Annotated in this window: 23 protein-coding genes; 10 read left to right on the top strand and 13 right to left on the bottom strand. The window is 59.6% G+C overall.

Translation table 11 applies throughout. The annotated features are described in order from the left end of the window. The first annotated feature begins 36 nt into the window (after positions 1–36). Complete coding sequence (pta, locus tag H8F22_RS25130) at positions 37–2,136, top strand: phosphate acetyltransferase (RefSeq protein WP_027924550.1); 2,100 nt, start codon at positions 37–39, stop codon at positions 2,134–2,136. After that, positions 2,137–3,042, top strand: a complete 906-nt coding sequence (locus H8F22_RS25135) for an acyltransferase (RefSeq protein ID WP_027924549.1) — start codon at positions 2,137–2,139, stop codon at positions 3,040–3,042. A 110-nt stretch (positions 3,043–3,152) separates the two neighbouring features. Here H8F22_RS25135 and cysN read toward each other — a convergent pair whose 3' ends face one another. The 3 genes from cysN to H8F22_RS25150 all read right to left on the bottom strand — a co-directional run bounded on the left by cysN (position 3,153) and on the right by H8F22_RS25150 (position 6,944). Beyond that, entirely contained in the window at positions 3,153–5,051 is a 1,899-nt protein-coding gene (gene cysN / locus H8F22_RS25140) for a sulfate adenylyltransferase subunit CysN (RefSeq protein WP_194940804.1), read from the bottom strand. 9 nt (positions 5,052–5,060) lie between these two features. Then, entirely contained in the window at positions 5,061–5,978 is a 918-nt protein-coding gene (gene cysD, locus H8F22_RS25145; RefSeq protein ID WP_027924547.1) for a sulfate adenylyltransferase subunit CysD, read from the bottom strand. A 207-nt stretch (positions 5,979–6,185) separates the two neighbouring features. Next, the gene (locus H8F22_RS25150; RefSeq protein WP_027924546.1) at positions 6,186–6,944 is read right to left on the bottom strand and encodes a Nif3-like dinuclear metal center hexameric protein; all 759 of its coding nucleotides are present in this window, start codon (positions 6,942–6,944) and stop codon (positions 6,186–6,188) included. A 102-nt stretch (positions 6,945–7,046) separates the two neighbouring features. Here H8F22_RS25150 and algW point away from each other — a divergent pair, with 102 nt between their 5' ends. Then, positions 7,047–8,207, top strand: coding sequence for a Do family serine endopeptidase AlgW (gene algW / locus H8F22_RS25155; protein WP_027924545.1), 1,161 nt, complete (start codon positions 7,047–7,049; stop codon positions 8,205–8,207). A 121-nt stretch (positions 8,208–8,328) separates the two neighbouring features. Here the strand turns inward: algW and hisC are convergent, their stop codons facing one another. The 10 genes from hisC to H8F22_RS25205 all read right to left on the bottom strand — a co-directional run bounded on the left by hisC (position 8,329) and on the right by H8F22_RS25205 (position 16,265). Further along, complete coding sequence (gene hisC / locus H8F22_RS25160) at positions 8,329–9,381, bottom strand: histidinol-phosphate transaminase (RefSeq protein WP_027924544.1); 1,053 nt, start codon at positions 9,379–9,381, stop codon at positions 8,329–8,331. 2 nt (positions 9,382–9,383) lie between these two features. Further along, positions 9,384–10,709: a histidinol dehydrogenase gene (gene hisD, locus H8F22_RS25165; protein WP_027924543.1), complete on the bottom strand. Its 1,326-nt coding sequence runs from the start codon at positions 10,707–10,709 to the stop codon at positions 9,384–9,386. A gap of 124 nt (positions 10,710–10,833) precedes the next feature. Next, the gene (gene hisG, locus H8F22_RS25170) at positions 10,834–11,469 is read right to left on the bottom strand and encodes an ATP phosphoribosyltransferase (protein ID WP_007942738.1); all 636 of its coding nucleotides are present in this window, start codon (positions 11,467–11,469) and stop codon (positions 10,834–10,836) included. Positions 11,470–11,595: 126 nt separating this feature from the next. Further along, positions 11,596–12,861, bottom strand: coding sequence for a UDP-N-acetylglucosamine 1-carboxyvinyltransferase (gene murA / locus H8F22_RS25175; RefSeq protein WP_027924542.1), 1,266 nt, complete (start codon positions 12,859–12,861; stop codon positions 11,596–11,598). A gap of 22 nt (positions 12,862–12,883) precedes the next feature. Then, positions 12,884–13,123: a BolA family protein gene (locus H8F22_RS25180; protein WP_007912386.1), complete on the bottom strand. Its 240-nt coding sequence runs from the start codon at positions 13,121–13,123 to the stop codon at positions 12,884–12,886. A 113-nt stretch (positions 13,124–13,236) separates the two neighbouring features. Continuing rightward, a complete protein-coding gene (locus tag H8F22_RS25185; RefSeq protein WP_027924541.1) occupies positions 13,237–13,542 on the bottom strand; it encodes an STAS domain-containing protein in 306 nt (101 codons plus the stop codon). Continuing rightward, the gene (locus H8F22_RS25190) at positions 13,539–14,180 is read right to left on the bottom strand and encodes an MlaC/ttg2D family ABC transporter substrate-binding protein (protein WP_027924540.1); all 642 of its coding nucleotides are present in this window, start codon (positions 14,178–14,180) and stop codon (positions 13,539–13,541) included. Before H8F22_RS25190 ends, H8F22_RS25185 begins: the two co-directional genes overlap by 4 nt. Before the next feature lie 11 nt (positions 14,181–14,191). After that, positions 14,192–14,659: an outer membrane lipid asymmetry maintenance protein MlaD gene (gene mlaD / locus H8F22_RS25195; RefSeq protein WP_027924539.1), complete on the bottom strand. Its 468-nt coding sequence runs from the start codon at positions 14,657–14,659 to the stop codon at positions 14,192–14,194. Continuing rightward, a complete protein-coding gene (mlaE, locus tag H8F22_RS25200; RefSeq protein WP_027924538.1) occupies positions 14,659–15,456 on the bottom strand; it encodes a lipid asymmetry maintenance ABC transporter permease subunit MlaE in 798 nt (265 codons plus the stop codon). Before mlaE ends, mlaD begins: the two co-directional genes overlap by 1 nt. Then, the gene (locus H8F22_RS25205) at positions 15,456–16,265 is read right to left on the bottom strand and encodes an ATP-binding cassette domain-containing protein (RefSeq protein ID WP_027924537.1); all 810 of its coding nucleotides are present in this window, start codon (positions 16,263–16,265) and stop codon (positions 15,456–15,458) included. The genes mlaE and H8F22_RS25205 overlap by 1 nt, the downstream gene beginning before the upstream one ends. A gap of 277 nt (positions 16,266–16,542) precedes the next feature. On the opposite strand from H8F22_RS25205, the gene H8F22_RS25210 reads away from it, so the two are divergent. The 7 genes from H8F22_RS25210 (at position 16,543) to hpf (ending at position 21,941) form a co-directional block, all read left to right on the top strand. Beyond that, on the top strand, positions 16,543–17,517 hold the full coding sequence (locus tag H8F22_RS25210) for a KpsF/GutQ family sugar-phosphate isomerase (protein ID WP_027924536.1): 975 nt from the start codon (positions 16,543–16,545) through the stop codon (positions 17,515–17,517). Beyond that, positions 17,517–18,041 carry a KdsC family phosphatase gene (locus H8F22_RS25215; protein WP_027924535.1) on the top strand — a complete coding sequence of 175 codons (525 nt, stop codon included), beginning with the start codon at positions 17,517–17,519 and terminating at the stop codon, positions 18,039–18,041. The genes H8F22_RS25210 and H8F22_RS25215 overlap by 1 nt, the downstream gene beginning before the upstream one ends. Before the next feature lie 7 nt (positions 18,042–18,048). Next, positions 18,049–18,621, top strand: a complete 573-nt coding sequence (gene lptC, locus H8F22_RS25220) for an LPS export ABC transporter periplasmic protein LptC (RefSeq protein WP_027924534.1) — start codon at positions 18,049–18,051, stop codon at positions 18,619–18,621. Then, positions 18,608–19,156 carry a lipopolysaccharide transport periplasmic protein LptA gene (gene lptA / locus H8F22_RS25225; protein ID WP_027924533.1) on the top strand — a complete coding sequence of 183 codons (549 nt, stop codon included), beginning with the start codon at positions 18,608–18,610 and terminating at the stop codon, positions 19,154–19,156. The genes lptC and lptA overlap by 14 nt, the downstream gene beginning before the upstream one ends. After that, positions 19,156–19,881, top strand: coding sequence for an LPS export ABC transporter ATP-binding protein (gene lptB, locus H8F22_RS25230; RefSeq protein WP_027924532.1), 726 nt, complete (start codon positions 19,156–19,158; stop codon positions 19,879–19,881). The genes lptA and lptB overlap by 1 nt, the downstream gene beginning before the upstream one ends. 183 nt (positions 19,882–20,064) lie before the next feature. Then, positions 20,065–21,558 carry an RNA polymerase factor sigma-54 gene (locus H8F22_RS25235; protein WP_027924531.1) on the top strand — a complete coding sequence of 498 codons (1,494 nt, stop codon included), beginning with the start codon at positions 20,065–20,067 and terminating at the stop codon, positions 21,556–21,558. 74 nt (positions 21,559–21,632) lie between these two features. After that, complete coding sequence (gene hpf / locus H8F22_RS25240) at positions 21,633–21,941, top strand: ribosome hibernation-promoting factor, HPF/YfiA family (protein WP_027924530.1); 309 nt, start codon at positions 21,633–21,635, stop codon at positions 21,939–21,941. The last annotated feature ends 4 nt before the right edge of the window (positions 21,942–21,945 follow it).

Raw genomic sequence — 21,945 nt, forward strand, 5'->3', positions numbered from 1 at the left:
ACGATCGCCTTTGCCATGCTCCCTTAGAGAATCCGCATGCAAACTTTTTTTATCGCACCCACCGATTTTGGTGTGGGTCTGACCTCCATCAGCCTCGGGCTGGTGCGCACCCTTGAGCGTGCCGGCCTCAAGGTCGGTTTTTTCAAACCGATTGCCCAGCCACACCCGGGCGACACCGGCCCGGAGCGGTCCACCGAACTGGTGGCGCGCACCCACGGTTTACGGCCACCGCAGCCGCTCGGCCTGGCGCACGTCGAGCGCATGCTCGGTGATGGCCAGCTGGATGAGCTGCTCGAAGAAATCATCACCCTGTATCAGCAAGCCGCCGTCGGCAAGGACGTGCTGGTCGTGGAAGGCATGGTCCCGACCCGCAGCGCCAGTTACGCCGCGCGGGTCAATCTGCATTTGGCCAAGAGCCTGGATGCCGACGTGATTCTGGTCTCCGCGCCAGAAAGCGAAGCCCTGACCGAGCTCTCCGGCCGCGTGGAATTGCAGGCCCAATTGTTCGGCGGGCCGAAGGACCCGAAAGTACTCGGCGTGATCCTCAACAAGGTCAAGACCGACGAAAGCATGGACGTCTTCGCCACGCGCTTGAAAGAACACTCGCCGTTGCTGCGCAGCGGTGATTTCCGTTTGCTGGGCTGCATCCCGTTCCAGCCGGAATTGAATGCGCCGCGCACCCGCGACGTCGCCGACCTGATGGGCGCACAAATCCTCAATGCCGGCGATTATGAAACCCGGCGCATGACCAACATCATCATCTGCGCCCGCACCATGCGCAACACCGTGGAGCTGCTCAAGCCCGGCGTGCTGGTGGTGACACCCGGTGATCGCGACGACATCATCCTCGCCGTCAGCCTCGCGGCCATGAACGGCGTGCCGCTGGCCGGCCTGCTGCTGACCAGCGACACCCTGCCCGACCCGCGCATCATGGACCTTTGCCGTGGCGCCTTGCAGGCCGGTTTGCCGGTGCTGTCGGTGAGCACTGGCTCCTACGACACCGCGAACCAGTTGAACGGTTTGAACAAGGAAATCCCGATCGACGACCGCGAGCGTGCGGAGATCATCACCGACTTCGTCGCCAGCCATCTCGATGCCAACTGGCTGCACCAGCGCTGCGGTACCCCGCGTGAGATGCGCCTGTCGCCCGCCGTGTTCCGTTATCAATTGATCCAGCGTGCCCAGGCGGCGAACAAACGCATCGTGTTGCCAGAAGGCAGCGAGCCGTTGACCGTACAAGCCGCGGCGATCTGTCAGGCCCGTGGCATTGCCCGTTGCGTGTTGCTGGCGAAACCGGCGGACGTCGAAGCCGTCGCCCGCGCCCAAGGCATCGAGCTGCCGCCGGGGCTGGAAATTCTCGACCCGGACCTGATCCGCGAACGCTATGTCGAGCCAATGGTTGCCCTGCGCAAAAGCAAAAGCCTCAACGCGCCGATGGCCGAGCAGCAACTGGAAGACACTGTGGTGATCGGCACCATGATGCTGGCGCTGGATGAAGTCGATGGCCTCGTCTCCGGGGTCATTCACTCCACCGCCAACACCATCCGCCCGGCCCTGCAGCTGATTAAAACCGCGCCGGGCTGCACCTTGGTGTCGTCAGTGTTCTTCATGCTGTTCCCCGAAGAAGTGCTGGTCTACGGCGACTGCGTGATGAACCCGCACCCGAGCGCCAGCGAACTGGCCGAGATCGCCCTGCAAAGCGCCGACTCGGCGGCCGCGTTTGGCATCACTCCGCGCGTGGCGATGATCAGCTATTCCAGCGGAGAGTCCGCCAGTGGCGAAGAAGTCGAGAAGGTCCGCGAGGCGACGCTGCTCGCCCACGAACAGCAAAACTCGCTGCTGATCGACGGCCCGTTGCAGTACGACGCCGCCGCCAACGAAACCGTCGCCCGGCAACTGGCCCCCAACAGCCAGGTCGCCGGTCGCGCGACGGTGTTCGTGTTCCCCGACCTGAACACCGGCAACACCACCCACAAAGCCGTGCAGCGCAGCGCCGACTGCGTGAGTCTCGGGCCGATGCTGCAAGGCCTGCGCAAACCGGTGAACGACCTGCCGCGCGGTGCGCAAGTCGATGACATCGTCTACACCATCGCGTTGACCGCGATCCAGGCTGCCAACCGACCTATGGATGTTTAAATGCTGGACTCCCTGCCTGCCGCCATGCGCGGCGTGATTGCCTCGTTGTTGTTGGCCCTCAATACCATTCTGCTGTGCTCGTTTCTGTTCTGCGTGGCGATTTTCAAGGTGCTGCCGTTCGCCATCACCCAGCGTTTCACGCGCTGGCTGATGAGCCACACCCATGAAGCGTGGATCAGCAACAACAAGGCCTGGATGAACCTGGTCTGCCGCACCCGCTGGCACCTCAGTGGCCTGGAAAGCCTGGACTATCGGCACTCGTACCTGATCACCAGCAACCACCAGAGCTGGGTCGACATCATGGTGCTGCAATACGTGCTCAACCGTCGCATCCAGCCGCTGAAGTTTTTTCTCAAGCAGGAGCTGATCTGGGTGCCGGTGATTGGTCTGGCGTGGTGGACGCTGGGCTTTCCGTTCATGAAGCGCTATTCCAAGGCGTACCTGGAAAAGCACCCGGAGAAGAAAGGCAAAGACCTGGAAACCACCCGCAAGACCTGCGCGAAGTTTCGCAACAGCCCGGTGGGGATTTTCAACTTCGTCGAGGGCACGCGCTTCACCGAAGGCAAGCATGCCCAGCAGAAATCACCGTTCAAGTATTTGCTCAAACCCAAGGCCGGTGGCATTGCGTTTGTGCTGGATGCGATGGGCGAGCAGCTGGAGTCCATCGTCAACGTGACGATTCACTATCCGGGCGGCCGTCCGGGCTATTGGGATTTGCTCTGCGGGAATGTGAAGGACGTGGTCGTGCATTTTCAGGAGCTGAAGATACCGCCGCAGTTTATTGGCAAGAACTACGACCAGGATGGCGAGTATCGATTGCAGTTTCAGGGGTGGATCAACCAGCTGTGGCTGGATAAGGATGCGTTGCTGGGGCAGATGCACCGGGAGTATCCAGCCAAGTCTTGAGGCGCGCGTTCCGGCCTCATCGCGAGCTTGCTCGCGATGGCGATCTTAAGGACACAAAAAAACCCGCCGATGATCACTCATCGGCGGGTTTTTTATGGCCGGCTTAGCGCTTAGATCGCGCCGCGGCTACGCAGCAGATCCAGCACCTGCTTGACGCTCTCTTCCAGCGACAGCGACTGGGTATCGACCACAAGGTCAGCATCCAGCGGCACATCGAACGGGAAGGAATCGCCCGGGATGTTATCCCCGGCCGCCGCGTACAGACCCTGCGGGTCACGTTCGGCGCAAACAGTCGGCGAGGCCTGGACGTAAACGGTCAGCAAACGCTCCTTGCCGATCAGTTCCCTGGCCTGCTCACGACCTTCAGCACTCGGTGCAACGAAGGCTGCGAGGGTCAGCAAACCGGCTTCGTTGAACTGACGCGCTACGTGTGCCGCACGACGCCAGTTCTCGGTACGCCCGGCGCGATCCTGTGGCAGACCTTTGTTCAGGTCATGGCGCAGGTTCTGACCATCGAGCACAAACACCGCACGGCCCATGTCGAACAGCTTGCGTTCAACCGCGTAGGCCAGGGTGCTTTTACCAGCGCCCGACAGGCCGCTGAACAACACGGTGGCCGGTTGCTGGCCGAAGCGCTGGGCGCGTTCTTCAGTGGCGACGTGAGCGAGCTTGCCATGGTGCGTAGCGCTGCCATGGGCCACCGGCTGAGCGATGATCATGCCAGCGGCGACGGTGCCATTGGTCAAACGATCAATGACGATGAACGAACCGGTGGTGCGGTTACTTGCGTAACCGTCCAGCGCGATGGCCGCGTCGAGGCTGATCTTGACCCGACCGATTTCGTTCAGTTGCAAGGCGCTGGCCGGACCTTCTTCCAGGGTGTTCACGTCAACGCGGTTGACGATGCTGGTAATCGAACCCGGCACGTAAGTGGTAGCGCGTTTGATGTCGTATTTCTTGCCCGGCAACATCGGCTCTTCGGCCATCCACACCAGCATGGCGTCGAAGGCGTCAGTCACTTGCGGCAGGTTGTCGGCGTGTACCAGCAAGTCGCCGCGGGAGATGTCGATTTCGTCTTCCATGGTCAGCGTCACTGCCTGGCCTGGACCGGCATGCTCCAGCTCACCTTCGAAGGTGACGATGGATTTCACGCGGCTGCTCTTGCCTGACGGCAGCACAACGACTTCGTCGCCCTTGTGCACGACGCCGCTGGCCAGGGTGCCGGCGAAACCACGGAAGTTCAGGTTTGGACGGTTGACGTACTGCACCGGGAAACGCAGGTCGGTGTAGTTGCGGTCGCTGGCGATTTCGACGGTTTCCAGAATTTCCATCAGCGACTGGCCGGTGTACCACGGCGAGCGCTCGGACTTGTTCACCACGTTGTCGCCCTTGAGCGCCGACATCGGCACGAAGGCCATGGTGGTCGGCTTGAAGGCGATGCCTTCGGCGAACTTCAGGTAATCGGCCTTGATCGACTCAAAGACATTTTCGTCGAAGCCGTTGAGGTCCATCTTGTTGATGGCCACAACGATGTGTTTGATGCCCAGCAACGAAGCGATAAAGCTGTGGCGACGGGTCTGGGTCTGCACGCCATAACGGGCGTCGACCAGGATGATCGCCAGGTCACAGGTGGATGCACCGGTGGCCATGTTGCGGGTGTACTGCTCATGGCCGGGGGTGTCGGCGATGATGAATTTGCGCTTGGCGGTGGAGAAATAGCGGTAAGCGACATCGATGGTGATGCCCTGCTCACGCTCGGCCTGCAGGCCGTCGACCAGCAACGCCAGGTCGATGTCATCACCGGTGGTGCCGACTTTCTTCGAGTCGCGGGTAATGGCTTCCAGGTGATCTTCGTAGATCATCTTGGAGTCGTGCAGCAGGCGCCCGATCAGGGTGCTCTTGCCGTCATCGACGTTGCCACAGGTCAGAAAGCGCAGCATTTCCTTGCGTTCGTGCTGGCCCAGGTAGGCGAGGATGTCCTCGCTGATCAAATCAGATACGTGCGACATGACAACCCCTTAGAAATAACCCTGACGTTTCTTTTCTTCCATCGAGCCTGCGCCATCGTGGTCGATGACCCGGCCCTGGCGTTCGGAAGTTCGCGTCAGGAGCATTTCCTGAATGATGTCGGTCAGCGTGACAGCCTCGGACTCGACCGCACCGGTCAGCGGGTAGTCGCCGAGCGTACGGAAACGGACCTTCTTCTTGACGATGCGCGCCTTGTCTTCATCGCTCAGGTGATTGAGCAGACGTTCGTCGTCAATCATGATCCAGGTGCCATTCATTTCGATGACGTCGCGTTCGGCGGCGAAATACAGCGGCACAATCGGGATGCCTTCGAGGTAGATGTACTGCCAGATGTCCAGTTCGGTCCAGTTCGACAACGGGAACACACGAATGGATTCGCCCTTGTTGACGTTGCCGTTGTAGACGTTCCACAGCTCTGGACGCTGGTTTTTCGGGTCCCAGCGATGCTTGGTGTCGCGGAAGGAATACACGCGTTCTTTGGCGCGGGATTTCTCTTCGTCACGACGGGCACCACCGAAAGCGGCATCGAAACCATACTTGTCGAGGGCCTGCTTGAGGCCTTCGGTTTTCATGATATCGGTGTGCTTGGCACTGCCGTGGGTCAGCGGGTTGATGCCCTGTGCAACGCCATCGGGGTTCACGTGTACCAGCAGGTCAAGGCCGAGCTCTTCGACCATGCGGTCGCGGAACGCGTACATTTCCTTGAACTTCCACCGGGTGTCGACGTGCATCACCGGGAACGGCAGCTTGCCCGGGAAGAACGCCTTGCGCGCAAGGTGCAGCATCACGGCGGAATCTTTACCGACGGAGTACAGCATCACCGGGTTATCGAACTCGGCGGCGACCTCGCGGATGATGTGGATGCTTTCGGCCTCCAGCTGTTTCAGATGCGTCAGTTTGTCGACCATGGCTACTCACGAAAACGATCTTATGGACGGCCAGCGGGCCGTGTTCGAGCGAAGAATCCTAGCACAGCGACCTCTTCTAATCAGGACGCCAACTAGATCGAAAGGGTATATGAATATACCCCCTCGTTTGGGCGCCACAGCCCCATGCGGAAGCAAACGCCCTCCCACATTCTTGAAGGGTGCTGTTCACAGAATTTGCACAAACCCTCAAATAGGATTGGGGCAATCAATGAAGATATGTTCGAGGGCAAACCGGCGCGCCAGATAATCACCCAGTGCCTGGACACCATAACGCTCGGTGGCGTGATGGCCGGCGGCGATGAAGCTGATGTCGTTTTCCCGCGCGCTGTGAAAGGTCTGCTCGGAGGCTTCGCCACTGAGGTAAAGATCGACACCGGCCAACACTGCCTGATCGATGTAACCCTGACCGCCGCCCGTGCACCAACCGACCCGGCGGATCATCTCGCTGCCTTCGATCAGCAGCGGCTCGCGGCCCATGACTTCCTGCACGCGACGGGCGAAATCACGCGGCGTCATCGGTTCGCTCAACGAACCGACCAGGCCAACAACTTTAAGATTGTCCGGATCCAGCGGACCTTCGACGGTGATGTCGAGCTGACGTGCCAGTTGCACGTTGTTGCCGACTTCCGGGTGCAGATCCAGCGGCAAGTGATAAGAAAGCAGGCTGATGTCGTGCTTGAGCAAGGTCTTCAATCGACGCTGTTTCATGCCGGTGATGCACGGGTTCTCGCCTTTCCAGAAATAACCGTGATGCACCAGCACCAGATCGGCCTCGGCTTCGACCGCCGCGTCCAGCAGTGCCTGGCTGGCTGTGACGCCACTGACAATGCGCATCACTTGCGGCCGGCCCTCGACCTGCAAGCCGTTGGGGCAATAATCGGCAATTTTGGCGCTGGAGAGGTAACGGTCGGCTTCTTCGACCAGGGTGCTCAGGGCGACGGCCATAAAAGACTCCTAAATATCCCGTTCAGAGGCGCGCTTGGCCTCGTATAATGCGCGACATTATGGGCGGTCTCATACCGCCTGCAACCTTTCAGGAAGTGCTTAATGCTCAAGGCGCTGCGTTTTTCCGGCTGGCCGCTGTTGGCCGGCGTGCTTATCGCTCTTTTGATAATTCAGCGTTACCCGCAGTGGGTCGGGCTTCCGAGCCTCGACGTGAACTTGCAGCAAGCACCGCAAACCACCAGTGTGCAACAGGGGCCGGTGTCCTATGCCGACGCCGTGGTCATTGCCGCACCTGCGGTGGTCAACCTGTACACCACCAAGGTCATCAACAAACCGAATCACCCACTGTTCGAAGACCCGCAGTTTCGCCGCTTCTTCGGGGACAATTCGCCCAAACAGAAGCGTATGGAGTCGAGCCTGGGTTCTGGCGTGATCATGAGCCCGGAAGGTTACATCCTGACCAACAACCACGTAACCACCGGGGCCGACCAGATTGTCGTGGCGCTCAAGGATGGCCGTGAGACCCTGGCTCGCGTGATCGGCAGCGACCCGGAAACCGATCTCGCGGTATTGAAGATCGACCTGAAGACCCTGCCGGCAATCACCATCGGCCGTTCCGACAACATCCGCATCGGCGACGTGGCGCTGGCCATCGGCAACCCGTTCGGTGTCGGCCAGACCGTGACCATGGGCATCATCAGCGCCACCGGGCGCAATCAGCTGGGCCTGAACAACTACGAAGATTTCATCCAGACCGACGCTGCGATCAATCCCGGCAACTCCGGCGGTGCGTTGGTGGACGCCAATGGCAACCTGACCGGCATCAACACGGCGATTTTCTCCAAATCTGGCGGCTCGCAAGGCATCGGGTTTGCGATCCCGGTCAAACTGGCGATGGAAGTGATGAAGTCGATCATCGAACACGGCCAGGTGATTCGCGGCTGGCTGGGCATTGAAGTGCAGCCGTTGAGCCAGGAACTGGCGGAGTCGTTCGGTCTGTCGGGACGTCCGGGGATTGTAGTCGCGGGGATCTTCCGTGACGGTCCGGCGCAGAAAGCCGGCCTGCAATTGGGTGATGTGATTCTCAGCATCGACGGCGAACCGGCCGGCGATGGTCGCCGTTCGATGAACCAGGTCGCGCGGATCAAGCCGACGGACAAGGTGACGGTTCAAGTAATGCGCAATGGCAAGGAGCTGAAGCTCACTGCCGAGATCGGCCTGCGCCCACCACCGGCACCGGTCAAAGAGAAAGAAGAAGAGTAACAGCCCTCCAGATCCCTTGTGGGAGCGTGGCTTGCCCGCGATGGCAACACCGCGGTGTATCAGGTACACCGCGTTATCGTTCATCGCGGGCAAGCCACGCTCCAACAGGGGTGGTGGTGGTTTAGAGGTCGCCGAGGCCGTCGATCAGCGCCTGGTTCTGCTCCGGTGTGCCGATGGAGATCCGCAGGAACTGGGCAATCCGCTCCTGCTTGAAGTGCCGAACGATCACGCCCTGCTCTCGCAACTTCGCCGCCAGCCCTGCCGCATCGTGCTTCGGATGACGGGCAAAAATGAAGTTGGCTGCCGACGGCAACACCTCAAAACCCTTCGCCTCAAGTTGCCCGACGACCTTGTCGCGACTCTCGATCACCAGCTGACAGGTCTTGTCGAAGTACTCACGATCCTCAAACGCCGCCGCAGCCCCGACAATCGCCAGGCGATCCAGCGGATAAGAGTTGAAGCTGTTCTTGATCCGCTCCAGCGCCTCGATCAAGTCCGGATGCCCCACCGCCAGGCCAACCCGCAGGCCGGCCAGTGAACGGGATTTGGACAGGGTCTGAGTCACCAGCAGGTTCGGATAACGGTCCACCAACGTGATCGCCGTCTCTCCGCCAAAGTCGATGTAGGCCTCATCTACCACGACCACTGAATCCGGGCTGGCCTTGAGGATCTGCTCAACGGCGTCCAGCGCCAGCAGGCAACCGGTCGGTGCATTCGGGTTCGGGAAGATGATCCCGCCGTTTGGCTTGGCGTAGTCGGCCGGGTTGATCTGGAACTGCTCGTCCAGCGGCACCGCGTCGAACCTGATGCCATACAACCCGCAGTAAACCGGATAGAAGCTGTAGCTGATGTCCGGGAACAGCAGCGGCTGATCGTGTTGCAGCAGACCGTGGAAGATGTGCGCCAGGACTTCATCGGAACCGTTGCCGAGGAACACCTGATTGCCTTGCACGCCGTAGTACCTGGCAACAGCCTGCTTGAGCAGGTCGCTGTTCGGGTCCGGGTACAAACGCAGATTGTCGTTCAGTTCGGTCTGCATCGCCGCCAGGGCTTTAGGCGATGGACCGTACGGGTTTTCGTTGGTGTTGAGCTTCACCAGTTTCGTCAATTTTGGCTGCTCGCCCGGCACGTAAGGCACCAGGCTCTTGACGAAGGGGCTCCAGAATTTACTCATCTTCAGTTCCCCTGCTTGTCGTCAATGATGCGGTATTCGGCACTACGGGCGTGGGCCGTCAGCGACTCGCCACGGGCCAGTACGGAAGCGGTCTTGCCCAACTCGGACGCACCCTGCTCGGAACAGAAGATGATCGAGGAGCGTTTCTGGAAGTCGTACACACCCAGCGGCGAAGAAAAACGCGCGGTGCCAGACGTCGGCAACACGTGGTTCGGACCGGCGCAGTAGTCGCCCAAGGCTTCGGAGGTGTGACGGCCCATGAAGATCGCGCCCGCGTGACGGATCTGCGGCAACCACGCCTGCGGATCAGCGACCGACAACTCAAGGTGTTCCGGTGCGATGCGGTTGGCCACTTCGATGGCTTGTTCCATGTCGCGGACCTTGATCAACGCGCCCCGGCCATTGATCGAGGTTTCGATGATCTCGGCGCGTTCCATGGTTGGCAGCAGCTTGGCGATGCTCGCGGCGACCTTGTCGAGGAATTCGGCGTCCGGGCTGACCAGAATCGCCTGGGCGTCTTCATCGTGCTCGGCCTGGGAGAACAGGTCCATGGCGATCCAGTCCGGATCGGTCTGGCCGTCGCACACCACGAGAATCTCGGACGGACCGGCGATCATGTCGATACCGACCTGACCAAACACATGACGCTTGGCGGTGGCGACATAGATGTTGCCCGGGCCCACCACTTTATCGACCTTCGGCACGCTTTCGGTGCCGTAAGCCAGCGCGGCAACCGCTTGGGCGCCGCCGATGGTGAACACGCGGTCGACGCCGGCAATGCAGGCCGCAGCCAGTACCAGCTCGTTGATTTCACCGCGCGGGGTCGGCACCACCATGACCACTTCGGTCACGCCCGCCACTTTGGCCGGGATCGCGTTCATCAGCACCGAAGACGGATACGACGCTTTGCCGCCCGGCACATACAGACCGGCGCGATCCAGCGGCGTGACCTTCTGGCCCAACACCGTGCCGTCGGCTTCGGTGTAGCTCCAGGAATCCTGTTTCTGTTTTTCGTGGTAGCTGCGCACGCGGGCCGCGGCTTTTTCCAGTGCTTCACGCTGCGGCACGGTGATCCGGGTCAGGGCCAGTTCCAGGCGCTCACGCGGCAGGATCAGGTCGGCCATCGAGGCGACTTCGAGGCCATCGAACTTCTGGGTGAATTCCACCAGCGCCGCATCGCCACGCTCGCGCACGGCTTTGATGATGTCCAGCACCCGCTGATTGACCGAGTCGTCAGACACACTTTCCCAGCTCAGCAGATGATCCAGATGATGTGCGAAATCCGGGTCAGCAGCGTTGAGTCGGCGAATTGCAGTCGGTGCGGTCATAGCGAGAGCCTCATAGGAATGGCAAAAACTCAGGTGCCCGAAGCTACCATCGATCCGCTTGGGCACCTGAGAATTCTGGCTATGAGGCGGATAGACGGGCGCGACTTAACGTCGCGCAGGTGAATCAGCCGCGGTGTCGAGACTCCACTGCCTTGCGCAGGGTGTCGATCAACGCCTGGATACGGGCGTGCTGCATTTTCATCGAAGCTTTGTTGACGATCAGCCGGGAGCTGATGTCGGCAATGAAATCCTGAGGCTCCAGGCCATTGGCCCGCAGGGTGTTGCCGGTGTCGACCACGTCGATGATCTTGTCGGCCAGACCAATCAGCGGCGCCAGTTCCATCGAGCCGTACAGCTTGATGATGTCAACCTGACGACCCTGCTCGGCGTAGTAGCGCTTGGCAACGTTGACGAACTTGGTGGCAACCCGCAGACGGCCTTTGGGCTCGACATCGCCGACACGGCCGGCGGTCATCAGCTTGCACAGGGCAATGCGCAGGTCCAGAGGCTCGTACAGGCCCTGGCCGCCATATTCCATCAGCACATCTTTACCGGCGACGCCGAGGTCCGCGGCACCATGCTCGACATAGGTCGGCACGTCGGTGGCGCGCACGATCAGCAGACGTACGTCAGGCTGGGTCGTGGGAATGATCAGCTTGCGGCTCTTGTCCGGATTCTCGGTCGGCACGATGCCCGCTTCAGCCAGAAGCGGCAGGGTGTCGTCAAGGATGCGGCCCTTGGACAGTGCGATGGTCAACATGGGAAACGTCAGTCCTTATCAAGGTACTCATGCCCGGTCGCAAATGGCGCCGGACACACATCGAGCCGGAAACCGGCTCGACTTCAACAATTCAACGGGCATGTCCTTATGCCCATGCAGCAACTACTAGCCCGGTACGCGGCGGATCTTGGCGCCGAGCATCTGCAGTTTCTCTTCGATGCACTCGTAACCACGGTCGATGTGGTAGATGCGGTCGATCAGCGTGTCGCCTTCGGCGATCAACGCCGAGATCACCAGGCTGGCCGAAGCACGCAGGTCGGTGGCCATGACAGGCGCGCCTTTGAGCGTCTCGGTGCCGGTAACGATGGCAGTGTTGCCTTCGACCTGGATCTTGGCGCCCATGCGGTGCAGTTCGTAAACGTGCATGAAGCGGTTTTCGAAGATCGTCTCGATCACAGCGCCCGTGCCTTCGGCAATGGCGTTGAGGGAGATGAACTGCGCTTGCATGTCGGTAGGGAACGCCGGGTATGGAGCGGTCCGCACGTTGACGGCTTTTGGCCGCTTGCCGTGCATGTTCAGCTCGATCCAGTCTTCGCCGCAGGTGATTTCGGCACCCGACTCGCGGAGTTTTTCCAGAACGGCTTCGAGGATGGTCGGATCAGTGTCCTTGACCTTCACACGACCGCCGGTCACGGCAGCCGCCACCAGGTAGGTGCCGGTTTCGATGCGGTCAGGCATCACTTTGTACGTGGTCGGGTGCAGACGCTCAACGCCATCAATGGTGATGGTGTCGGTGCCGGCGCCAGTGATCTTGGCACCCATGGCGATCAGGAAGTTCGCCAGGTCGATGACTTCAGGCTCACGAGCGGCGTTCTGCAACACGCTGCGGCCCTTGGCCAGAGCGGCCGCCATCATGATGTTTTCGGTGCCGGTCACGCTGACGGTGTCGAAGAAGAAGTGCGCGCCACGCAGGCCACCTTCAGGCGCCTTGGCCTTGATGTAGCCGCCTTCGACGTCGATGACCGCACCCATGGCTTCAAGGCCACGGATGTGCAGGTCAACCGGACGCGAACCGATGGCGCAACCGCCAGGCAGTGCGACTTCGGCTTCACCGAAACGGGCAACCATCGGGCCCAGCACCAGGATCGACGCACGCATGGTTTTAACCAGTTCGTACGGTGCGATCAGGGTCTTGATGGTGCGCGGGTCGATTTCGACGCTGAGCTTCTCGTCGATCACCGGCTCGATGCCCATGCGACCGAACAGCTCGATCATCGTGGTGATGTCGTGCAGGTGCGGCAGGTTGGCCACGGTTACCGGGCCATCACACAGCAGGGTGGCAGCCAGGATCGGCAGGGCAGAGTTCTTTGCCCCGGAGATGCGGATTTCGCCATCAAGACGAACGCCACCGGTAATAATCAATTTATCCATAAGAATCTCGACGCCCTTGGGCTCAGGTGCGCTCGGCCCAGGCCGCGCTGCTGAAAAATTTCATAGTGACCGCATGGATGCTGCCATCGGTGATCCATGGGTTCAAATGGGCATAGATCTGCTGCTGACGCTTCACCGGGCTCAACGCCGCCAGTTCATCGCTAATCACGTTCAGCTGGAAATTGCAGCCTTCGCCCTCAACTTCTACCAACGTTCCGGGCAGCTTTCCTTCAAGGAAGCTCTTCACTTCTACGGCCTGCATGCTCAACCTCAATCGGCGCCCTGTGCGCACGGGTCGGACATCATACAAAAAAGCCCCGCGCCTGCGAACCCCGCTAAGCAGGACTCTGACGGGGGGCTTCCTTATAGATGCGGTCAGGGGTGCGCCAACAGCTCGGTCAATTCGCTGACCTGAGCGATTTCACGCATGTCTTCGGGCATCCCACGGATGCTCAGCGCCTTGCCAGCCGCCTCTGCATCACGCATGAAGCACAGCAGCAGCGACAATCCGACGCTGCTGGACTTCAACACTGCCGAGCAGTCGACCACCAGTTCGGTAGCCGCGCTCGATTTAATCAACGCCTGCCCCTGCTTGCGCAAGCCAGGGGCCGTGAGGTAGTCCAGCATGCCGCTAAGCCGAAGTTCGCCGGACTCGCTCATGCGAATGGCCGACACACTCATTGGGCTGGCTTCTCAGTCGATGCCTTGGCTTTGGCGACTTCCCCGGCCCAACCGTTAATGGTCTTGTCCAGGTCGTTGCCATTGCGCTGCATCGCATCCGCGAACTGGTCACGGAACAGCTTGCCGATGTTGATACCGTTGATGATGACGTTGCGCAGTTTCCACTCGCCATTGATCTTTTCCAGTGTGTAAGACACCGGATAGATCGCGCCGTTACTGCCTTTGACGGTCATGCCGACGCTGGTGCGATCGCCCGATTCATCTTTGGCCGGGTCAACGGTGATGCCCTGATTGTTGTACTCGAGCAGCGCATTGCCATAAAACTGGAACAGACCCTTCTTGAAGTTTTCTTCGAAGGTTTTCATCTGTGCCGGCGTGGCTTTGCGTGAGTACTTGACCGTCATGATGCTCTTGGAGATGCCTTCGGCATCCACCACAGGTCCGACGATGGTGTTCAGCGCCGTATAGAAGTCCTGTGGATCCTGCTTGTACTTCTCTTTGTTGGCCGACAGATCGGCCAGCATCCGGTTGGTGGTGTCCTGTACCAGATCGTGCGCGGTAGGCGCCGCCACGGCGTTAGCCATCAACGGCAGCGCCGTGAGTACTACCAACAGGCCACGTCGCAAGGTAGAGATCATTCAAAAGCTCCTCATTTGGCGTCTTTGCTAACGGTATTGAGCAGGAATTTACCGATCAGGTCCTCAAGCACCAGCGACGACTGGGTGTCGTGGATGGTCCCACCATCCTTGAGCAAGGCTTCTTCGCCGCCCACGCTGATACCGATGTATTTCTCGCCCAACAGGCCAGCGGTCAGGATAGATGCAGTGGAGTCGGTCGGCAGGTTATCTACGCGCTTTTCCAGTTGCATGGTCACCCGACCGGTGAAGCTGTCGCGGTCCAGATCGATTGCGGTGACCTTGCCGATGGTGACACCGGCCATGGTCACTTTAGCTCTGACCGTCAAACCGGCGATATTGTCGAAGTACGCATAAAGTTTATACGTGTCGGTGCTCGGGCTCGGGGACAGACCACTCACCCGCAACGCCAGCAGCAATAAAGCCAGGATGCCAGCCAGCAAGAAAAGGCCGACACCGATTTCCAGGGTGCGGTTTTGCATCAGAAATCTCCAAACATCAAGGCGGTCAAAATAAAGTCCAGGCCGAGTACAGCCAAAGAGGCATACACCACGGTCTTGGTAGTGGCACGACTGATCCCCTCGGAAGTGGGCTCACAGTCATAGCCTTGGAATACGGCGATCCAGGTCACGACGAACGCGAAGACGATGCTTTTGATGATGCCATTGAGCACGTCATCAGTGAACGTCACGCTGTTTTGCATGTTCGACCAGTACGAACCTTCATACACACCGAGCCAGTCGACGGCCACCCACGAACCACCCCAGATACCCACCACGCTGAAAATCATTGCCAGCACCGGCAGGGAAATGAAGCCGGCCCACAAGCGCGGGGCGACGATGTATTTGAGCGGGTCGACACCAATCATTTCCAGACTGGACAGCTGTTCGGTGGATTTCATGTTGCCGATTTCCGCCGTCAGCGCCGAACCGGCACGCCCGGCAAACAGCAACGCCGTCACCACAGGTCCCAATTCACGCAATAGCGTCAGCGCAACCATCTGCCCGACCGCCTGCTCCGAGCCGTAGCTGGACAGGATGTTGAAGCCTTGCAGCGCCAGCACCATCCCGATGAACACGCCGGAGACGACAATGATCACCAGGGACATCACGCCGACAGAATGGAGCTGCTTGATCAGCAGGCCAAAGCCGCCGCCGATGCCACCGCGACCGAGCAAGGCATGGAACAGGAAAATCGTCGAGCGGCCGAACACCGCCAGCGCGTCGATGGCGGCATGGCCAAACCGGCGCACGCGCTCTATTAATGAAATCTTGCGCATCAACGCTTCCCCAGAAGATCTGCGCGGTAATCCGTCGCTGGAAAGTGGTATGCGACCGGACCGTCGGGTTCGCCGGTCATGAATTGACGGATCCGTGGCTCCTGCGAGTTCATCAGTTCCGCGGGAGTCCCCTGCCCCAACACCTGGCCTTCGCCGACGACATAGATGTAGTCGGCGATGCTCGCGGTTTCGGCCAGATCGTGGGACACCACGATACTGGTGATACCGAGCGCGTCGTTGAGCAGGCGGATCAGGCGCACCAGTACGCCCATGGCAATGGGGTCCTGGCCGACAAAGGGCTCGTCGTACATGAGGATCTGCGGATCGAGGGCAATCGCCCGGGCCAGCGCAACACGACGCTTCATGCCACCGGACAACTCGTCAGGCATCAGGTCGATGGCGCCACGCAAGCCCACGGCCTGCAATTTAAGCAGGACGATGTCGCGGATCATTTCTTCCGGCAGCTCGGTATGAACGCGCAGCGGAAACGCGACGTTCTCGAACACATCGAGGTCGGTAAACAGGGCGCCGCTCTGAAACAGCACCCCCATGTGTTTGCGCGCATCGAACAGATCACTGCGCGACAACTTGGGCAGGTTCTGGCCGTTGACCCACACTTCGCCCTTGGTGGGACGCAATTGTGCGCCCATCAATCGCAACAGCGTGGTTTTGCCACACCCGGAAGGCCCCATGATGCCGGTGACCTTGCCGCGCGGGATACGGATATCGACGTTATTGAAAATGCTGCGCGTACCGCGCTTGAAGGTCAGTCCCTTCAGCTCGACCGCGTAGGCGTTATCGGCACTCATCTAAACTCCTTGCGATGCAGCCTCTCACTCGGACGCCTGGCTCTCTGACGAAAGCACATACCTCCCCGGGCAGGCCGAACTGGCGGCGAACTATATCACTGCAAAGGCCTGCCCCCCAAGGCCCAAGCCCGACCATGTTCAGTAACATGACAGGCAAAAAGCCTTGTTTAGAGGGGATTCGGTTACAGGGAATGACAAAGCGTGACGAACTAGCGTGAGGGTTTTGATCATTACCGCTATAATCGCCGCCTTTTCATCAGGCTATACGATTTCTGACATGAGCCAATCCAGCGACCTGATTCAATCAGCACAACGCACCATCCGCCTCGAACTGGAAGCCGTAGAAGGCTTGCTGCCCCACATCGACGCTGATTTCGTACGCGCTTGCGAGATGATTCTGGCCAGCAAAGGCCGCGTGGTGGTGGTCGGCATGGGTAAGTCCGGGCACATCGGCAACAAGATCGCCGCCACCCTGGCCAGCACCGGCACCACGGCTTTTTTCGTGCACCCGGCCGAAGCCAGCCACGGCGACATGGGCATGATCACGCGAGACGACATCATCCTGGCCCTGTCGAACTCCGGTTCCACCAACGAAATCGTCACCCTGTTGCCCCTGATCAAGCGTCTGGGCATACAGTTGATCAGCGTGACCGGCAACCCGGAATCACCGCTGGCCAAGGCTGCCGAGGTCAATCTCAACGTTCACGTCGAACACGAGGCCTGCCCGCTGAACCTGGCACCCACCTCCTCTACCACTGCCGCGTTGGTCATGGGCGACGCCCTGGCCGTTGCGTTGCTGGAAGCGCGCGGCTTTACCGCTGAAGACTTCGCCTTTTCCCACCCCGGTGGTGCGCTGGGCCGGCGTCTGCTGCTGAAAGTGGAAAACGTCATGCACGCCGGGCAAGAGCTGCCACAGGTTCAACGCGGCACCTTGCTCAAGGACGCGTTGATGGAAATGACCCGCAAGGGTCTGGGCATGACCGTCATTCTGGAAGCCGACGGCAAGCTGGCAGGGATCTTCACTGACGGTGATCTGCGCCGCACACTGGATCGCAGCATCGACATCCACAGCGCCACCATTGACCAGGTCATGACCGCACACGGCAAGACCGCCCGCGCCGAAATGCTCGCCGCCGAGGCCCTGAAAATCATGGAAGACCACAAAATCAACGCGCTGGTCGTGGTCGACAGCGAAGACCGTCCGGTCGGCGCCTTGAACATGCACGACTTGCTGCGCGCAGGAGTAATGTAATGAGTTCGGACCTGCTGCAACGCGGCAAACAGATCAAACTTGCCGTGTTCGACGTCGACGGCGTGCTGACTGACGGACGCCTGTACTTCCTCGAAGACGGCAGTGAGTTCAAGACGTTCAACACCCTCGACGGTCAAGGCATCAAGATGTTGATGGCGGCGGGCGTACAGACGGCTATCATCAGCGGCCGCAAGACCCCGGTGGTCGAACGACGAGCAAAAAACCTCGGCATCCCGCACCTTTATCAAGGTCGCGAGGACAAACTGGTGGTACTGGACGAACTTCTGGCCCAACTCAACCTAAGCTATGAACAAGTGGCCTATCTCGGTGACGACCTGCCGGACCTGCCGGTGATTCGCCGCGTCGGCCTCGGCATGGCGGTAGCCAACGCTGCCAGCTTCGTGCGTGAAAACGCCCATGGCATTACCGTCGCCCGTGGTGGCGAGGGTGCCGCTCGCGAATTCTGCGAATTGATCCTGCGCGCCCAGGGCCGCCTCGATGCGGCCAACGCCGCGTACCTGTGAGCCCATTATGCTGAGCAAAAAGTTTCGTAACATCCTGTTGTTCAGTTGCATCGCGGCGCTGTTCGCTGCGGTCGGCTACTGGAACATCAGCCCGGAACGCTTTCTCGACAAGACAGTTGCCCCTGTCGACGAAAGCGCGATCGACTATTACGCACTCAACGCCCACAGCGTGCAGTACCTGCCGGACGGCAAATTGCAGTACGAAATGACGTCCGACAAGGTCGAACACCTGAAAGTGTCCGAGGTCACGCTGCTGACCAACCCCGACCTGAACATGTTCCGCGGCACCCAGTTTCCCTGGCACGTCCAGAGCGAACATGGGGAAGTCAATCCAGACGGCACCCAGGTCGAGCTGATCGACTCGGTACGCATTACCCGTTTCGACGAAAAGAACCGCAGGACCCTGATTACCACCACCCGTATGACTGTGTTCCCGCAGCAGCAATATGCGCAGACCGACCAACCCGTTAGAATCGACGGCGCTGGCGGTGTATCGACAGGCAACGGAATGAAAGCGTACTTGAAAGAAAGCAGGATACACCTGCTATCTAACGTAAGAGGACAGTATGAGGCTCGTTAAAACCCTCCCTATTTTGCTCAGTCTGGGCGCAGCACTGGGAAGCGTGAGCGCCTGGGCTCTGCCGAACGATCAAGAGCAGCCAATCCGCATTCAGGCCGACGATGCCCAACTGGACGACAAGAATGGCGTGGCCACCTATAAAGGTGACGTGATCATCACCCAGGGCTCGATGATCGTTAAGGGCAACACCGTAACCATCACTCGTACGCCGGCTGGCGACATCGACGTGGTGACTTCGGTGGGCAACCTCGCCTACTTCGAGCAACTGCAGACCGCTGGCGACACCAAGCCTGTCCAGGGTTGGGGTGTGACTATCCAGTACCACGCCGCGCAAAACCGCGTCGTGCTGATCGACAAGGCAAAAGTTGTCGACAAGGACAACAACACCACCCAGGGCGAGAAAATCGTCTACGACACAGTCAAGAAGCTTGCGAGCGCTGGCCGTGCGACAGGCAACAAGGTCACCGAGGCGCGTCCACGCATCGACATGGTGATCCAGCCGAAGAAGAAAACCGACGAGCAGAAGGCCCAGTAATGGCAACTCTGAAAGCTCAGCATCTGGCCAAGAGCTACAAGAGCCGCCAGGTCGTGCGCGACGTCAGCCTGTCGATCGACAGCGGTCAAATCGTCGGCCTGCTGGGTCCCAACGGCGCCGGCAAGACCACCTGCTTCTACATGATTGTCGGCCTGGTGCAGGCCGATCAGGGCCGTGTGCTGATCGATGATCTGGACGTCAGCCACCAGCCGATGCACGGTCGTGCAAAGGCCGGTATCGGCTATCTGCCGCAAGAAGCGTCGATCTTCCGCAAACTCTCGGTGGCCGACAACATCATGGCGATCCTCGAGACCCGCAAGGAACTCGACAAGGCCGGGCGTCGCAAAGAGCTGGAAAGCCTGCTGCAGGAATTCCACATCAGCCACATCCGCGACAACCTCGGCATGAGCCTGTCGGGTGGTGAACGCCGCCGCGTGGAAATCGCTCGCGCACTGGCCACCAATCCGAAATTCATCCTGCTCGACGAACCTTTCGCCGGCGTGGACCCGATTTCGGTCGGCGACATCAAGCAGATCATCTACCACCTCAAGGCCAAAGGCATTGGGGTGCTGATCACTGACCACAACGTCCGTGAAACCCTGGATATCTGCGAAACGGCCTACATCGTCAACGATGGCCAGCTGATTGCCGAAGGCGACTCCGCCACTATCCTGGCCAACGACCTGGTTAAAGAAGTTTATCTGGGCCATGAGTTCCGCCTGTAAGCGTTGAGGTGTCTGGCTAGTCGACTGAGCGCTTACGACGATAAAAATCAACAGGTTTTTATTGTTACAGCGCTCTAGGCAAACACTTCAGTTTCAGGCATATAATTTGCTTATGTTTGGCGCTCCGGCGCCCTGTAGTGGATGGCGCATGTGCGCCGGCGAATAAGGTGTTAAGCCCCTGCCATGAAACCATCGCTAGTCTTGAGAATGGGCCAGCAGCTGACGATGACACCGCAGCTGCAACAGGCCATCCGCCTGCTCCAATTGTCGACCCTGGACCTGCAACAGGAAATCCAGGAGGCCCTGGAGTCCAATCCGATGCTCGAACGCCAGGAAGAAGGCGACGACTTCGACAACGCCGACCCCTTGGCCGACAAAGCCGAACAGCAACCCAATGCCGATGTTTCGGAACCCTCCTACCAGGAAACCGCCCCGACGGTGGACAACCTCGAGGAAGGTGACTGGAACGAGCGCATTCCCAACGAACTGCCCGTCGACACGGCCTGGGAAGACGTCTACCAGACCAGCGCCAGCAGCCTGCCGAGCAACGATGACGACGAATGGGACTTCACCACTCGCACTTCGGCTGGCGAGAGCCTGCAAAGCCACCTGCTCTGGCAACTGAACCTGGCACCGATGTCCGACACCGATCGCCTGATCGCCGTGACCCTGATCGACTGCATCAACAATCAGGGCTACCTGGATGAAACCCTGGAGGAGATCCTCGAAGCCTTCGATCCGGAACTGGACATCGAACTGGACGAAATCGAAGCCGTCCTGCACCGCATCCAGCAATTCGAACCGGCCGGCATCGGCGCTCGCAACCTGGGCGAATGCCTGCTGCTGCAATTGCGCCAATTGCCCGCCAAGACGCCTTGGCTGGCCGAAGCCAAGCGCCTGGTCTGCGACTACATCGATTTGCTCGGCAGTCGCGACTACAGCCAGCTGATGCGCCGCATGAAGCTCAAGGAAGATGAACTGCGCCAGGTCATCGAACTGGTCCAGAGTCTCAACCCGCGCCCCGGCTCGCAGATCGAATCCAGCGAAGCCGAGTACGTCGTTCCAGACGTGATCGTGCGCAAGGACAACGAACGCTGGCTGGTGGAACTGAACCAGGAGTCGGTTCCAAGGCTGCGGGTCAACGCCCAGTACGCCGGGTTTGTCCGTCGCGCCGACACCAGCGCCGACAACACCTTCATGCGCAATCAGCTGCAAGAGGCCCGCTGGTTCATCAAGAGCCTGCAAAGCCGCAACGAAACCCTGATGAAAGTTGCCACCCAGATCGTCGAGCATCAGCGCGGCTTCCTCGAATACGGCGACGAAGCCATGAAGCCGCTGGTCCTGCATGACATCGCCGAAGCGGTAGGCATGCACGAATCGACGATTTCACGGGTGACCACGCAAAAATTCATGCATACCCCTCGGGGTATTTATGAGTTGAAATACTTTTTCTCCAGTCACGTCAGCACCTCCGAAGGCGGCGAATGCTCGTCCACGGCGATCCGCGCGATCATCAAAAAACTGGTTGCCGCGGAAAATCAGAAAAAGCCGTTGAGTGACAGCAAGATCGCTGGTTTACTGGAGGCACAAGGCATTCAGGTGGCTCGCCGCACCGTCGCCAAGTACCGCGAATCCTTAGGGATCGCGCCTTCGAGCGAACGCAAGCGGTTGATGTAGAGCCACGCCACAGCGTTCCAGTGGTAGATCATCTGATCTACCGCTTTATGCACTGGCAACGAAGGAGAAGCTGTATGCAAGTCAACATCAGTGGACACCAACTGGAAGTGACCGAACCCCTGCGCACCTACATCGGCGAAAAACTCGAACGATTAGAGCGGCATTTCGACAAGATCACCAACGTGCAGGTCACGATGACGGTCGAGAAGCTGAAGCAGAAAATCGAAGCCACCCTGCATATTCCCGGCAGTGAAGTGGTCGCCAACGCGGAGCATACCGATATGTACGCGGCGATCGACTCACTGACCGACAAGCTGGATAAACAACTCAAAAAGCATAAGGAAAAGACCCAGAGCCTCCTCCAGGGTGCAACCGGTCGTTAACACT

The sequence above is a fragment of the Pseudomonas mucoides genome, assembly GCF_015461845.1.
In the GTDB taxonomy this organism is placed as follows: domain Bacteria; phylum Pseudomonadota; class Gammaproteobacteria; order Pseudomonadales; family Pseudomonadaceae; genus Aquipseudomonas; species Aquipseudomonas mucoides.